This window comes from Burkholderia sp. AU39826, assembly GCF_020419965.1.
GTDB classification, from domain to species: domain Bacteria; phylum Pseudomonadota; class Gammaproteobacteria; order Burkholderiales; family Burkholderiaceae; genus Burkholderia; species Burkholderia semiarida.
Map to the genome: position 1 here is coordinate 252,946 of NZ_JAIZQG010000001.1, position 14,066 is coordinate 267,011.

At 67.2% G+C, this 14,066-nt stretch carries 13 protein-coding genes; 4 read left to right on the top strand and 9 right to left on the bottom strand.

The window, feature by feature from the left end; genetic code table 11:
* Positions 1–44 precede the first annotated feature (44 nt).
* From LGM42_RS01205 to sapR, 7 genes are all read right to left on the bottom strand, one after another.
* Positions 45–821 carry an ABC transporter ATP-binding protein gene (locus LGM42_RS01205; protein WP_226231351.1) on the bottom strand — a complete coding sequence of 259 codons (777 nt, stop codon included), beginning with the start codon at positions 819–821 and terminating at the stop codon, positions 45–47.
* Entirely contained in the window at positions 818–1,732 is a 915-nt protein-coding gene (locus LGM42_RS01210) for an ABC transporter ATP-binding protein (RefSeq protein ID WP_089465603.1), read from the bottom strand. Before LGM42_RS01210 ends, LGM42_RS01205 begins: the two co-directional genes overlap by 4 nt.
* 1 nt (position 1,733) lies before the next feature.
* A complete protein-coding gene (nikC, locus tag LGM42_RS01215) occupies positions 1,734–2,648 on the bottom strand; it encodes a nickel transporter permease (protein ID WP_059584973.1) in 915 nt (304 codons plus the stop codon).
* A 66-nt stretch (positions 2,649–2,714) separates the two neighbouring features.
* Positions 2,715–3,785 carry an ABC transporter permease gene (locus LGM42_RS01220; protein ID WP_059584974.1) on the bottom strand — a complete coding sequence of 357 codons (1,071 nt, stop codon included), beginning with the start codon at positions 3,783–3,785 and terminating at the stop codon, positions 2,715–2,717.
* A gap of 10 nt (positions 3,786–3,795) precedes the next feature.
* Positions 3,796–5,397, bottom strand: a complete 1,602-nt coding sequence (locus LGM42_RS01225) for an ABC transporter substrate-binding protein (protein WP_226231352.1) — start codon at positions 5,395–5,397, stop codon at positions 3,796–3,798.
* Positions 5,398–5,467: 70 nt separating this feature from the next.
* Positions 5,468–6,031, bottom strand: coding sequence for a D-alanyl-D-alanine dipeptidase (gene ddpX, locus LGM42_RS01230; protein ID WP_059584976.1), 564 nt, complete (start codon positions 6,029–6,031; stop codon positions 5,468–5,470).
* A 16-nt stretch (positions 6,032–6,047) separates the two neighbouring features.
* Positions 6,048–6,935 carry a sap1 transcriptional regulator SapR gene (gene sapR, locus LGM42_RS01235; protein ID WP_059584977.1) on the bottom strand — a complete coding sequence of 296 codons (888 nt, stop codon included), beginning with the start codon at positions 6,933–6,935 and terminating at the stop codon, positions 6,048–6,050.
* A 253-nt stretch (positions 6,936–7,188) separates the two neighbouring features.
* On the opposite strand from sapR, the gene LGM42_RS01240 reads away from it, so the two are divergent.
* The 4 genes from LGM42_RS01240 (at position 7,189) to LGM42_RS01255 (ending at position 11,774) form a co-directional block, all read left to right on the top strand.
* Positions 7,189–7,437, top strand: a complete 249-nt coding sequence (locus LGM42_RS01240; RefSeq protein WP_226231353.1) for an XRE family transcriptional regulator — start codon at positions 7,189–7,191, stop codon at positions 7,435–7,437.
* 3 nt (positions 7,438–7,440) lie between these two features.
* Positions 7,441–8,775: a type II toxin-antitoxin system HipA family toxin gene (locus tag LGM42_RS01245; RefSeq protein ID WP_226231354.1), complete on the top strand. Its 1,335-nt coding sequence runs from the start codon at positions 7,441–7,443 to the stop codon at positions 8,773–8,775.
* Positions 8,776–9,112: 337 nt separating this feature from the next.
* Positions 9,113–10,369, top strand: coding sequence for an oxalate decarboxylase family bicupin (locus LGM42_RS01250; RefSeq protein WP_226231355.1), 1,257 nt, complete (start codon positions 9,113–9,115; stop codon positions 10,367–10,369).
* 97 nt (positions 10,370–10,466) lie between these two features.
* A complete protein-coding gene (locus tag LGM42_RS01255; RefSeq protein WP_059639598.1) occupies positions 10,467–11,774 on the top strand; it encodes an Nramp family divalent metal transporter in 1,308 nt (435 codons plus the stop codon).
* A 111-nt stretch (positions 11,775–11,885) separates the two neighbouring features.
* Here the strand turns inward: LGM42_RS01255 and LGM42_RS01260 are convergent, their stop codons facing one another.
* Positions 11,886–13,475, bottom strand: coding sequence for an ABC transporter substrate-binding protein (locus tag LGM42_RS01260; protein ID WP_099317556.1), 1,590 nt, complete (start codon positions 13,473–13,475; stop codon positions 11,886–11,888).
* A gap of 126 nt (positions 13,476–13,601) precedes the next feature.
* On the bottom strand, positions 13,602–13,934 hold the full coding sequence (locus LGM42_RS01265; protein WP_059639596.1) for a hypothetical protein: 333 nt from the start codon (positions 13,932–13,934) through the stop codon (positions 13,602–13,604).
* Between the last annotated feature and the right edge of the window lie 132 nt (positions 13,935–14,066).

Consider the following 14,066-nt stretch of genomic DNA (forward strand, 5'->3'; position numbering starts at 1 on the left):
TGCGCGGCGTGCCGAGTATCGCATGCCGGCGCGTCGTGCGGATGTCAGGCGGTCGGCACACCGGCCGCCGGATCGAGCCGTCGATAGCCTTCGGTCGCGTTCAGCAGCGTGCGCGTGTAGTCGCGTGCGACCTGCCCGGCGCGCACGTCCTCGACCCGCAATTGCTCGACGATCTCGCCGTGCTGCATCACCGCGACGCGCTGGCACAGGAAGCCGATCACCGCGAGGTTGTGGCTGACGAGAATCATCGTCAGGTTGCGCTCGCGATGCAGGCGGCGCAGCAGGTTGAGGATCTCGGCCTGCACCGATACGTCGAGCGCGGACGTCGGCTCGTCGAGCAGCAGCACGCGCGGCTCGACGATCAGCGCACGCGCGATCGCCACGCGCTGCCGCTGGCCGCCCGACAGCTGATGCGGATAGCGGAAGCGGAACGACGGGCCGAGGCCGACCTCGGACAGCGCGCGGGCGATCCGCGCGTCGGCGTCGCCGATCGCATGGATCGACAGCGGCTCGCGCAGCGTCTGGTCGACCGTGAAGCGCGGATGCAGCGATGCGTACGGATCCTGGAACACCATCTGCACGTGCCGGCGGAATGCGCGATCGGGCGTGCCGCCCACCGCGCGGCCATCGATCGACAGGCTGCCGCCCGCGAGCGGCACGAGGCCCGTCAGCGCACGCAGCAGCGTCGACTTGCCGGATCCCGATTCGCCGACGAGCCCGAATACTTCGCCGTCGCGCACCGCGAAGCTCGCGTCGCGCACGGCGTCGACATGACCCGTGCGGGTCGGGAAACGAATGGAGACGTGATCGACGTCGATCATCGTGCGGGCTCCTGTCGATTGGCGGGCGCGAAGGCGGGCGGTGCGGAATCGAGCCATGCCGGATCGCGCCGCAGCACCGGCAGTTCGTCGGGCGGGTTCGCGAGCGGCGGGTTGGCCGCGAGCAGGCCGCGCGTATAGGGATGCGAAGCGTCGCGCAGGTCGCGCGCGGCGCAGGTTTCGACCACGCGACCCGCATACATCACCGCGACGCGATCGCAGAACGACATCACGAGCGGCAGGTCGTGACTGATGAACATCAGGCCCGTGCCGTGGCGCGCGATCATCGCGTCGAGCACCGCGAGCACCTGCATCGACACCGCGACGTCGAGCGCGGACGTCGGCTCGTCGGCGATCAAGAGGCGCGGGCCGGTCGACACCATCATCGCGATCATCACGCGCTGGCCCATGCCGCCCGACAGCTCGTGCGGATACGCATCGGCGACGCGCGCCGGATCGCGGATCTGCACGGCCGCGAGCGCCTCGACGATCCGTTCGCGCAGCGCGCGGCCGCGCAAGCCGGGCTCGTGCAGGCGGAACGCCTCGCCCATCTGCTTCGCGACCGTCATCACCGGATTCAGCGAATATTTCGGGTCCTGCAGGATCATCCCCATCTGGCTGCCGCACAGCCGCCGGCGCTCGCGCGGCGACATCGCGAGCAGGTCGTGCCCCGCGAAGCGCATCGTGCGCGCCGAAAAGCGCGCGGCGTCGGGTAGCAGGCCGAGCAGCGCGCGGCCCGTCAGCGACTTGCCGGAGCCCGATTCGCCGACGATGCCGAGCCGTTCGCCGGGCGCGAGGGTCAGCGACAGGTCGCGCACGGCGTCGGTCACGCTGCCGTCGTGCCCGCGAAAGCCGATCTTCAGCCCGTCGATCTCGCAGAGCGGCGCCGGCGCGGTAGTGGAATTCGTCGGCATGTCACGCTCCATGACGGGGATCGAAGACGTCGCGCAGCCCGTCGCCGAGCAGGTTGAACGCGAGGCTCACGAGCAGGATCGCGATGCCGGGCAGCGTCGCGACCCACCACGCGTCGAGCAGCACGTTGCGGCCCGACGCGACCATGAAACCCCACTCGGGGCTCGGCGGCTGCGCGCCGAGGCCGAGAAAGCCGAGGCCCGCGACGGTCAGGATGATGCCGGCCATGTCGAGCGTCGCGCGCACGATCACCGACGACATGCACAGCGGCATGATGTAGCGCAGCAGGATGCGCGGGCCCGACGCGCCTTGCAGCCGCGCGGCATGGATGTAGTCGGCTTGCGCGATGCGGATCGTTTCGGCGCGCGCGAGCCGCGCATACGCGGGCCACGCGGTGATCGAGATCGCGACCACGGCGTTGATCACGCCGGGGCCGAGCGCGGCCGCGAACGCGAGCGCGAGCACGATCTTCGGGAACGCGAGCGCGATGTCGGTGATGCGCATCAGCACGCTGTCGACGAAGCCGCCGCAATAGCCGGCCGTCGTGCCGATCAGGAGGCCGATCGGCACGACGATCGCGACGACGAGCAGCGCGATGCCGAGCGTCAGGCGCGACCCGGCGATCAGCCGCGAGAGGATGTCGCGGCCGAGCTGGTCGGTGCCGAACCAGTGCGACGGCGAGCCGGGCGCCAGCAGCCGGTCGGACAGCACCTGGCGCAGCGGATCGTGCGGCATGATCAGCGGGCCGACGATCGCGACGACGATCAGCGCAAGCAGGATCGCGAGCCCGAACAGGTTGAGCGGATTCGTGGCGAACCGGCGCCAGCGTCGGTACGCGAGGCCGAACGCGGCCTGCGAACGCGACGCGGGCGCATCGGAAAGCAGCCACGCGCGCAGGGTGAGACGCTCGGCATTCATGGTCGGGTCGCCTTCGGCATGGGTGGAGCAACAAGCAGGATGGAAACGGTCATGTCGAAGCGGCCCTCAGCGCGCACGTGGATCGAACACGCGGTACAGCGCGTCGGTCAGCAGGTTGACGGTGATGAACATCGCGCCGATCACGAGCGTCGCGCCGAGCACCGCGTTCATGTCCGCGTTCAGCAGCGCGCCGGTCAGGTACGAGCCGAGCCCCGGCCACGCGAACACGATCTCGGTCAGCACCGAGCCTTCGAGCAGGTTGCTGTACGTGAGCGCGATCACGGTGAGCAACGGCACCATGATGTTGCCGAACGCGTGCCGCCAGATCACGCGCCGCTCGGACAGGCCCTTCGCGCGCGCGGTGACGATGTATTCCTGGCTCAGCTGGTCGAGCATGAACGAGCGCGTCATGCGGCTCAGATACGCGACCGAGTAGTAGCCGAGGATCGCGGCCGGCAGCGCGATGTGCGATACCGCGTTGCGGAACACGTCCCACTCGCCCGCGAGCGCCGCATCCAGCAGCAGGCTGCCGGTGCGCGGATCGACCATGCCGTCGTACACCGGGTCGAGCCGGCCGGGGCCGCCGACCCAGTGCAGCCGCGCATAGAACAGCAGCAGCCCCATCAACCCGAGCCAGAACACCGGCACGGAATTGCCGATCAGCCCGACGAAGCGCGCGACGTGATCGATCGGCCGGTTGTGCTTCACCGCGGCCGCGACGCCGAGCGGCACGCCGATCGCGATGCCGATCAGCGTCGCGATCGTCGCCAGTTCGAGCGTGGCCGGAAACACGCGCCGGATATCGTCGAGCACCGGGTTCGCGGTCAGCAGCGACACGCCGAGATTGCCGTGCAGCACGTCGCGCGCGTAGATCAGGAATTGCGTGGCGAGCGGCTTGTCGAGCCCGAGCGCGATGCGCTCGGCCGCGTACGCTTCGGCCGACGCGCGATCGCCGAGGATCGCGAGCACAGGGTCGATCGGCACCTTGCGGCCGATCACGAACGTCAGCGCGAGCAGCCCCGCGAACGTGACGGCGAGCGTGATCGCCCAGCGCAGCACGCGCAGCGCCCAGCGTACGGCCGGGCGCCGCGCGGGCAGCGTGCGCAGCGCTTCGAGGGAGGAGGCGGGAGTCGACATGCGGCGAATCTTATTGCTTCTTCAGGTTGCGGTACGACACGAGATCGTTGATCGGCCCGACTTCGAGCCCGCTCACGCCGGGCCGCGTCGCGACCTGCGCGACTTTCTCGAACATGATCACGAACGGCGAGCGCGCGAGCACTTCCTTCTGCATCGTCTGGTAAAGCTGCGCGCGTTTCGCGGCGGCCGGTTCGGCGAGCGCGGCGTCGGTTTGCTTCGTCAGTTGCGGGATGTCCCAGTTGTTGCGCCAGGCCAGCATTTTATAGCTCGACTTGTCGGCGTTGTCCGGATTCCACGCGAAGCCCTGCGCGTTGCTGTGCGGATCGACGTAGTCGGCCGACCATTCGCCGATGTAGATGTCGTGCTGGCGCGCGCGGTATTTCGCGAGCGTCTGCTTGTTGTCGCCGGGGATCAGCTGCACCTTGATGCCGGCCAGCGCGAAATTCGCCTGCACGGCCTGCGCGATCTCCGTGTACGGATAGTCGTTGCGCACGTCCATCGTCACCGAAAAGCCGTTCGGCACGCCGGCCTTCGCGAGCAGCGCCTTCGCCTTCGCGACGTCGAGCTTGTACGGGTTCGCGTTCAGCGTGCCGAGGAAGCCTTCGGGCAGGAAGGTCTGGTGCACCTTGTAGGTCGTCTTCACGACGTTGCCCTGGATACCCGCGTAGTCGACGAGCCATTTCAGCGCTTCCTGCACGTCGGGTTTCGCGAGCGTCGGGTTCTTCGTGTTCAGGCCGAGATACAGCAGCGTCGCCTGCGGCGATGCCGCCACCTTCGCCTTGCCCGACTTCACGACCGACGCCAGATCGTCGGGGCTCAGGTCGCGCGCCGCGTCGACGTCGCCGTTTTCCAGCAGCAGGCGCTGGCTTGCCGCCTCGGGCACGTGGCGCAGCACGATGCGCTTCATCGCGAGCGGCAGCCGGTAGCCGTCGAAGCGTTGCAGCACGAGGCTGTCGCCGGCCGTCCACTTGACGAGCCTGTATGCGCCCGAGCCGGCTTCGTTGGTCTTCAGCCACGCGTTGCCGAAGTCGTTGCCTTGCTGGTGCGACAGCAGCAGCTTCCTGTCGAGCACCGACGCGGGCCACGAGCCGAGCACGTTCAGCACGAAGGTCGGCGCGTACTTGCGGTCGGTCGTGACCGACACCGTCGCGTCGTCGAGCTTCTTCACGTTCGCGACGACGTTCGCCTTCGTGAGGCCGATGCCGGTCAGCACGGCGGCCGGCCCCTTGTCGAGCAGCACCGCGCGCTGGATCGACCACGCGACGTCGTCGGCCGTCAGCGGGTTGCCCGAGTGGAACTTCAGGCCGGTACGCAGCTTGAACGTGTAGGTCAGGCCGTCGGGGCTCACCGTCCACGATTGCGCGACGTCGCCGTTGAATTTCGACGGATCGCGCAGGTCGACGCGCACGAGCCGGTCGTACGTGTTCGCAACGTATTCCTCCGGCACCAGTTCGTAGATTTCGCCCGGGTCGAGCGTCGTGAATTCGTCGAGCAGCGTGGCCATCACGAACATGTCCTTCGGCGTTTCCGCGTGGGCGGCGGCAAGCGGAACGGCGGCGAATACGGACGCGGCGGCCAGCGCCGCGACGAGCCGGGAGGTCGGGAATTTCATGGGCGCTTCTCCATCTGTCGTTTGAGTCGTTGAACGTGAACGTGCATGCAAAAGGGGGCGTGCGCTGCCGCTACATCAGGCGCCACGGGCCGCTCGCCGCATTGTCGATCTGCGGCAACGCGTGCGAGCCGGGCAGTTCGTAGTGCCACCATTCGCTGTCGATGTGCGCGAAGCCGGCCGCGTGCATCACGCCGAGCAGCAGCAGCCGGTTGCGCTGCACTTGCTCGGGCAATCCCGCGTGAAAATGACCCGACGCGGCGACCATCTCGTCGAAGCCCGTGCCCATGTCGAGCGGCTCGCCGTTCGCGCCGACGAGCGTCAGGTCGAGCGCGGTGCCGCGGCTGTGATTCGAGCCGCGCCCGAGATCGGCGACGAAATTCGGATCGGGCAGGAAGTCCCACAGCACCTGCTGCGCCTGCGGCGGCCGGTAGGCGTCGTAGATGCGCAGCGTGAAGCCGGCCTGCGCGGCGACGTCGACCGCGCGGCGCAATGCGGCTTCGGCCGGCGCCAGCAGCAGGCAGTGCGCGCGGCGGTAGATCGGCTTGCCGGTCAGGTTGCGGTCGGTCGCATAGACGAGATCGATGTCGACGCGATGCGTGGCGGGCGTGATTTCGACGAGGCGGTAATCGTTCATCGGCGGGGCGGCTCGCTCAGGATTCGAATTGGTCGAACGTGCGCTGCAGTTCGCGGTTGCGCGCGACGCGCCGGTCGATCGCGGGGCCGAGGCGGTCGACCACGGCCGTGATCAGCAGGTTGAACAGGCAGGTGAGCGGTGCGAGCGAATCCCAGAACTGGCCGACGTCGGTTTTCACCTGCAGCAGATCGGCCGGCCATTCGCGCGCCCACGGGCAATACAGATCGGTGACCAGCGCGAACGGCTGCCCGCGCTCGGCGGCCGCCTGGCAATAGCGGCGCGCGCTGCGCGAATACGCGCGCGTGTCGGTGACGATGCAGTACGGCCGTTCGAACTCGGAATTCAGCGAATCGACGTACGAACCCGACTGGCCGTCGGAATAGAACACGCGCGGGCGCAGGTATTCGAGGTAGCTGCTGAATGCGTTGCTGATGCCGCGCGTCGACTGGATGCCGAGGATGAACACGGCGTCGGCATGCGCGATCCGGTCGGCCACCTGCGCGAACACCGGGCCTTCGGCCAGGCGGTACACGTGGCGGATCGCGTCGAGCTCGCGCTCGAGCGACGACGCGAGCGTGCTGCCATTGCTGTTGCTGTCGCGCTCGCCGGCGGTCGTTTGCGTGGCGCTGGCGCGGCGGTACTCGTCGAGCCGGTCGGTGATCATCCACGGGCGATCGCCGCCGCCGCGCAGTTCGCGTTTCAGGTCGTCGAGATTGCGGTAGCCGACGCTGCGCAGGAAACGCCCGACCGAAATGCCGCTGGTGCCGGCTTGCTGCGCGATCTGGTCGGCGGTCTCGAGGCCGAGCCGATCGAGGTTCGCGAGCATGTAGCTCGCGATGCGCTTGGCGGTCGGCGTCAGCTCGGCATAGCGGGACTCGACGGTATGGGCGAACGCGCAGGTCATCGGCTGTTAGATCGTTGTCATTTGATGATTCGATGTCATCTATCTGACAAAACCAAAATCATTGGCGCCAGCGAATAAAAACTATGGCTGGCTCACGATGATAGGGGCGGGGAATACCCGATGAGCGGAGACGGTTGGCCCGCATGACGGATTATTCCTGACAGACATATTACGCGTTTATGCCTGACAGGAATAATTTGCGTTTATTTCTCACGGAGATATACTGCATGGATCGTATACCGAGCCCATCCCCGTGAATCTCATCGTCAATACCCCCGTGCAACTGGCTGAAATCCTGTCGTCCGCACGTCAGGCCAAGGGGCTGACGCAAACCGAAGCGGCGGCGCGCATCGGCGTCGGCCAGTCGCGCCTGTCGTCGCTTGAAACCACCCGCACCGAAAGCCTGTCGCTCAAGCAATTGCTCGAATTGACCGCGCTGTACGGTCTCGAACTCAGCATCCGCACGAAGGACGGGCGCGACGTTGCCAACGTCGAGTGGTAATCGATGGGACGCAAATCGCACGGCCGCGCGCTATCGATCTGGGCCAACGGCGTGCGGGTGGGAATCTGGCGGATTCCCGCTCGCGGCGACATGGAACTGCTGTACGACGCCGGCTGGAAACAGTCGGACGCCGGCCGCCCGCTGTCGCTGTCGCTGCCGTTCGGCGTCGGCGATGCGCCGTTGCGCGGCGCGCGCGTCAATCACTACTTCGACAATCTGCTGCCGGACAGCAATGCAATTCGTCGGCGGCTTGCATCGCGGTTCGGCACGGCGACGATCGAGCCGTTCGATCTGCTCGCCGCGCTCGGCCGGGACTGCGTCGGCGCGGTGCAGTTGCTCGGCGAGGATGAAACCCCGGCAGGCCATGACCGGATCGACGGCACGCCGTTGTCCGACGACGAGGTGGCGCGCGTGCTCGATCAGGCGAGCGGGGCGGCGGGCGGTGCGCAGGACGACGACGATTTCCGCCTGTCGCTGGCCGGCGCGCAGGAAAAGACCGCGCTGCTGTTTCACGACGGGCGATGGATGCGTCCGCATGGCGCGACCCCGACGACGCATATTCTGAAGTTGCCGCTCGGGCTGGTCGGCAACAAGCGTGCGGATCTGACGACATCCGTCGAAAACGAATGGCTGTGCCTCGCGATCCTGCGTGCGTTCGGCCTGCCGACGGCGGAGGCCGACATCGTGCGTTTCGGCGCACACAAGGTGCTGTCGGTCACGCGCTTCGATCGCGCGCTGCATCGTGACGGCGGCTGGCTGTTGCGCTTGCCGCAAGAAGATTTCTGTCAGGCGCTCGGCGTGCCGCCGCATCTGAAATACGAATCGCAGGGTGGCCCCGGGGTGCCCGATCTGGCCGGCATTCTGCGCCGGTCGGAAACGGCGCAGGCCGACCTCGACACGTTGTTCACCGCGTTGGTGGTGTTCTGGATGCTTGCCGCACAGGACGGGCATGCGAAGAACTTCAGTCTGCGCCTGCTGCCGGGCGGCCGCTTCCGTCTGACGCCGCTCTACGACGTGATGTCGATCTGGCCGGTCGAGGGAGATGGCGCGAACCAGTGGTCGTGGCACAAGGCGAAGCTCGCGATGGCGGTGCACGGCAAGCGCAAGCACTACGCGATGCGCGATATCACGCGCCGGCACTTCACTGCGATGGCGGAGCATTGCCTGCTTGGCGATATCGCGACACCGATCGTCGAACGGCTCGTCGCGATGACGCCGCAGGTGATCGAATCGGTTGGCGCGGCGCTGCCGGCCGGATTTCCGGCGAGGATCGCCGAACGCATTCTCGGCGGATTGCGCTTCGCCGCGCAACGACTCGCCGACATGCCGCGGGAGTGACCGGTCCCGGTTCCGCTCCGGGCCGGTGAAAGCCGGCGCATCCGCATTTTTCCATTCCGGTTTGCGCGCCAGGAAACCCGAATCGATGGCATTGGGCGGCAATCGCGCGGTGCGCATATCGAGCACAGCTTGCCGCCATTTACAGTCTGCTGCATCGCAATAATTACAAAATTAAAGTCGATCAGTTTAACTCATCAATCAAGATTAATAATTCATTTAATTTTTAGATGGTTTTGTATTTAACTTGCGTCACGGGATGTTTGATTTTCGGTAATTCGAAAAAGCGGCAAGTATTCCGTAATGGAAATTCTCTCGATTGCACGAATAAGAGGAAATCATGACGAATCTTTCTCGACGCAAGATGTTGACGAGCACGGCCGGCGCGATTGCCGCCGCGGGCATCGCGGTAACCGCCAAGGCCGCCTCGTTCGGTAATCCGGACAGTCCGCCGGAAGGCGCGGTGAATGCGCGCAACCGCCAGAGCCTGACCGATCCGGGGCCTAAAAATCCGGCCATCGCCAATCAATTCCCGTCCTTTCAGGATCCGCCGGCCACCGATATCAACGGGATGCCGTTATTCTGGGCGTCTTTCAATAATGCGCATAAGCGCATTCAAAATGGCGGATGGGCGCGCGAAGTCACGCAGGACGATTTCGCGATTTCCGAAACCATTTCCGGCGTCAACATGCGCCTGACGCGCGGCGGCATTCGCGAGATGCACTGGCACCAGCAGGCCGAGTGGGCGATCATGCTCGACGGCCGCTGCCGGATCACGGTGCTCGACGAACTCGGGCGGCCGTCGGTCCAGGACGTCAAGACCGGCGATCTCTGGTATTTCCCGCCCGGCCTGCCGCATTCGCTGCAGGGCATCGGCAGCGAGGGCGCCGAATTCCTGCTCGCATTCGATAACGGCCGCGCATCGGAATTCAACACGCTGTTGCTGACCGACTGGATCGCGCATACGCCGCCCGATGTGCTCGCGCTGAACTTCGGCGTGCCGGCCGATGCGTTCCGGAACGTGCCGCTCGACAACCTGTGGATCTTCCAGGGCGACGAACCGGGCCCGCTTGCGGACGCGCAGCGCGCGTCGGCCGCGTCGGCCGGGGTGCCGCCGCATCCGTTCGTCTTTTCGCTCGGCGACATGAAACCGGTCAGGAAGACGCGCGGCGGCGAGGTGCGGATCGCGGACAGCACCAACTTCAACGTGTCCACGACCGTCGCGGCGGCGCTCGTCACCGTGCACCCGGGCGGCATGCGCGAGTTGCACTGGCACCCGAACGCCGACGAATGGCAGTACTACCTGCAAGGCGAGGCGCGGATGACCGTGTTCGACACGGGGCCGAAGGCGCAGACGGCCGACTTCCGCGCGGGCGACGTCGGCTACGTGAAGAAGAGCCTCGGGCACTACGTGCAGAACACCGGCAAGACCGACCTCGTATTCCTCGAGATCTTCAAGACCGACCGCTATGCGGAGGTGTCGCTGTCCGACTGGCTCGCGCACACGCCGCCGAAGCTCGTCGAAGCGCACCTGAACATCGCGCCGGACGTGATCGCACGGTTTCCGCGCAACCGTCCCGACGTCGTGCCGCTGTGACGCCGCCGGCGTCCTGCCATGGCCGGCACGCGGCATGCTGGTTGTGGCGGGGCGCGATCCCTGAATCAGCCGTCCTCATTCGAACGGAATACTTGCCATGATTCCCGTCCCGAGCAAACCTGCCGGCGGCTTTGCGCTGCCGGGCCTGTCCACCGAGCAGACCGACGGCGCGGCGCGTGCCGCGCTGGAAGGGCGCCGCACCGGCGTCGCCGCGTTGCTGCCGTTCGTCGGCCCGGCCGTGATCGCATCGATCGGCTACATGGATCCCGGCAACTTCGCGACCAACATCCAGGCCGGCGCCGCGTACGGATACCGGCTGCTGTGGGTCGTGCTGGCCGCGAACGCGATCGCGATGCTGTTCCAGGCGATGTCGGCGAAGCTCGGCATCGTGACCGGCCGCAATCTCGCCGAGCTGTGCCGCGACCGCTTCCCCGCGCCGGTCGTGTGGGGCATGTGGGTGGCGTCGGAGATCGCCGCGATGGCGACCGATCTCGCCGAATTCCTCGGCGGCGCGCTCGCGTTCGGGTTGCTGTGCCACCTGTCGCTGTTCGCGGGGATGATCGCGACCGCGTTCGCGACCTGCGCGATCCTCGCGCTCGAAAAACGCGGCTTCCGGCCGCTGGAGGCGGCGATCGCCGCATTGGTCGGCGTGATCGGCGCGTGCTATCTCGGCGAACTGCTGATCGCGCCGCAGGACTGGCATGCGGCCGCGTTCCATCTGGTGGTCCCGCAGATTCCGGATCATGCGGCGCTGACGATCGCGGTCGGCATCATCGGCGCGACGATCATGCCGCACACGCTGTATCTGCATTCGGGCCTCACGCAGGATCGCACCGCGCCGCGCGACGACGCCGAGCGGCGGCGGCTCGTGCGTTTCTCGAACCGCGAGGTCGTGGTCGCGCTCGGGCTCGCCGGGTTCGTGAATCTCGCGATGGTGATGATGGCGTCGTCCGCGTTTCATGCGGCCGCGCCGGGCATGACCGACATCGGCGACGCCTATCACACGCTGATCCCGGTGCTCGGGCCGGCGGCCGGCGCGCTGTTTCTCGTCGCGTTGCTGACGTCGGGCGTGTCGAGCTCGGTGGTCGGCACGATGGCGGGGCAGGTCGTGATGCAGGGCTTCATCCACCGCCGCATGTCGATCTGGGTGCGGCGCGCGGTGACGATCGCGCCCGCGTTCGTGGTGGTGGCATTGGGCTGCGACGTCACGCGCGCGATGGTGGCGAGCCAGGTCGTGTTGAGCTTCGTGCTGCCGATGCCGATGATCGCGCTGCTGCTGCTGTCGGCGCGCACGGACGTGATGGGCGCTTACGCGATGCGGATGCCGCTGCGGATCGTCGCCGGCGCGGCGACGGTCGTGATCGTCGGGCTGAATGCATACCTGGTGTGGGCGGCATTCAATTGAACGGGTGCGGGCGGCCGCCTGCTGCCGCATGTCCGGCGCCCCGCGCGGCCGCCGGATCGCGTGGCACTGCCGGCCGCCGACGCGCGTCGCGGCCAGCGCGGGCGGCCGCGATTACTTCGCGAGCGTGCGGTACGACACGAGGTCGTTGATCGGCCCGATTTCCGGCCCGGTCGCGCCGGGGCGCGTGGCGACCTGCACGACCTTCTCGAACATGATGATGAACGGCGAGTTCGCGAGCACGGCCTTCTGCAGCGCCTCGTAACGCTGCGCGCGCTTCGCGGGCGACGGCTCGACGAGCGCGGCCTCGGTGTCCTTCGTCAGTTGCGGAATGTCCCAGCCGTTGCGCCATGCGAGCATCTTGGTCGGCGACTGGTCCGAGTTGTCCGGATTCCACGCGAAGCCGCGCGCGTTGCTGTTCGGGTCCATGTAGTCGGGCGACCATTCGCCGATGAAGATGTCGTGCTGGCGCGCGCGGTACTTGCCGATCGCCTGCTTCGCGTCGCCCGGGATCAGCTTCACGCGGATGCCCGCCTGCGCGAAGTTCGCCTGCAGCGCCTGCGCGATCTCGAGGTACGGATAGTCGTTCGGCATGTCCATCGTCACGTCGAAGCCGTTCGGCAAGCCGGCCTTCGCGAGCAGCGCCTTCGCCTTCGCGACGTCCTGCTTGTACGGCCGCGCGTTCAGCGTGCCCAGGAAGCCTTCGGGCAGGAAGGTCTGATGCACCTTGTACGTCGTGCTGACGATATTGCGCTGGATGCCGTCGTAATCGACGAGCCACTTCATCGCCTGCTGCACGTCGGGCTTCGCGAGGTTCGGGTTCTTCGTGTTCAGGCTCAGGTAGAGCAGGGCGGACACCGGCCACGACGCGACCTTGATCTTGCCGGCCTTCGACAGCGCGGCGAGGCTGTCGGGGCTCAGGTTGCGCGCGGCGTCGGCGTCGCCGTTCTCCAGCAGCAGCCGTTGCGCGGAGGCTTCGGGCACGTGGCGCAGCACCACGCGCTTCATCGGGTACGGCGTGCGGTATTTGTCGAAACGCTGCAGCACGATGGTCTCGTTCGGCGTCCACTTGACGAGCTGGTACGGGCCCGAGCCCGCGTCGTTGGTGCGCAGCCAGCCGCTGCCGAGATCGTTGCCTTGCTGGTGCGACAGCAGCAGCTTCTTGTCGAAGACCGATGCCGGGCATGCGCTCAGCACGTTGAGCACGAAGCTCGGCGCGTACTTGCGGTCGGTTTCGAGCACGACGGTTTGCGGATCGACCACGCGTACCTTCTGCGTCACGTTCGCCTTCGTGAGGCCGAGATCGGCGAGCACGCCGGCCGGCCCCTTGTCGAGCAGGATGGTGCGCTGCAGCGACCACGCGACGTCGTCGGCGGTGACCGGGTTGCCGGAATGGAACGTGAGGCCCGGGCGCAGCTTGAACGTGTAGGTCACGCCGTCGGCGCCGACCGTCCACGATTGCGCGATCTGTCCGTCGAAGCGCGTCGGGTCCTTCAGGTCGACGCGCACCAGCCGCTCGTAGGTGTTCGCGACGTATTCGGACGGCACCAGCTCGTAGATCCCGCTCGGGTCGAGGGTCGTGAATTCGCCGAGCTGCGTGGCGACGACGAAGATGCCGGGCGGCGTGGCTGCCTGCGCCGGCAGCGCCGGAACAAGCGCGACGAGCGCGGCGCTGACGAACAGCCGGGACAGCAGGTGCTTCATGCGGGCTCCATCGAAAGGGAATCGTGGTGCGATTCTCTCATCGACGGGCACCCGGATGAAAATATTCGGCACGCGCGCCGGGCGGCGCACAGCGGCGGGCCGGGCGGGCGCCCGGCGCAGGGGGCGTCAGATCGCGCAGCGCGCGATCGCGAAGCGCATCGCTTCCTCGGCCGGCTCGTTGCCGGAGCCGCGCACGACCTTGATCACCGAGCCGCTGCCCGACGGCGTCAGCGTGACGAAGTAGGAATTCGAGCCGACGGCGATGTCGGTCACGCCGTTGTGCTGCGATTGCTCGGTGCCCGACAGGCGGCTGTCGAGGCAGTTCGCGACCGCGTAGGCCGGACGTTGCGACGACACGTAGATCATCGGCGCGGCGCCCGAGCCGGCCGAGTCGGACGAGGGCGCGGAACCGCAGGCGGCGAGCAGCGCGGCGGGAAGGAGCAGCAGGAATCGTTTCATGGTCGGCGTCGGGTGTCTCGTGTCGAGGCTGGGGCGCGGGGGGCGAAACGCGAAGCTTCGCGACGAAACCGCCCGGAATCGGGCCGCTTTTGACGGACGACGAGACGGCAGGCGGCTGACGACGGAGTATAC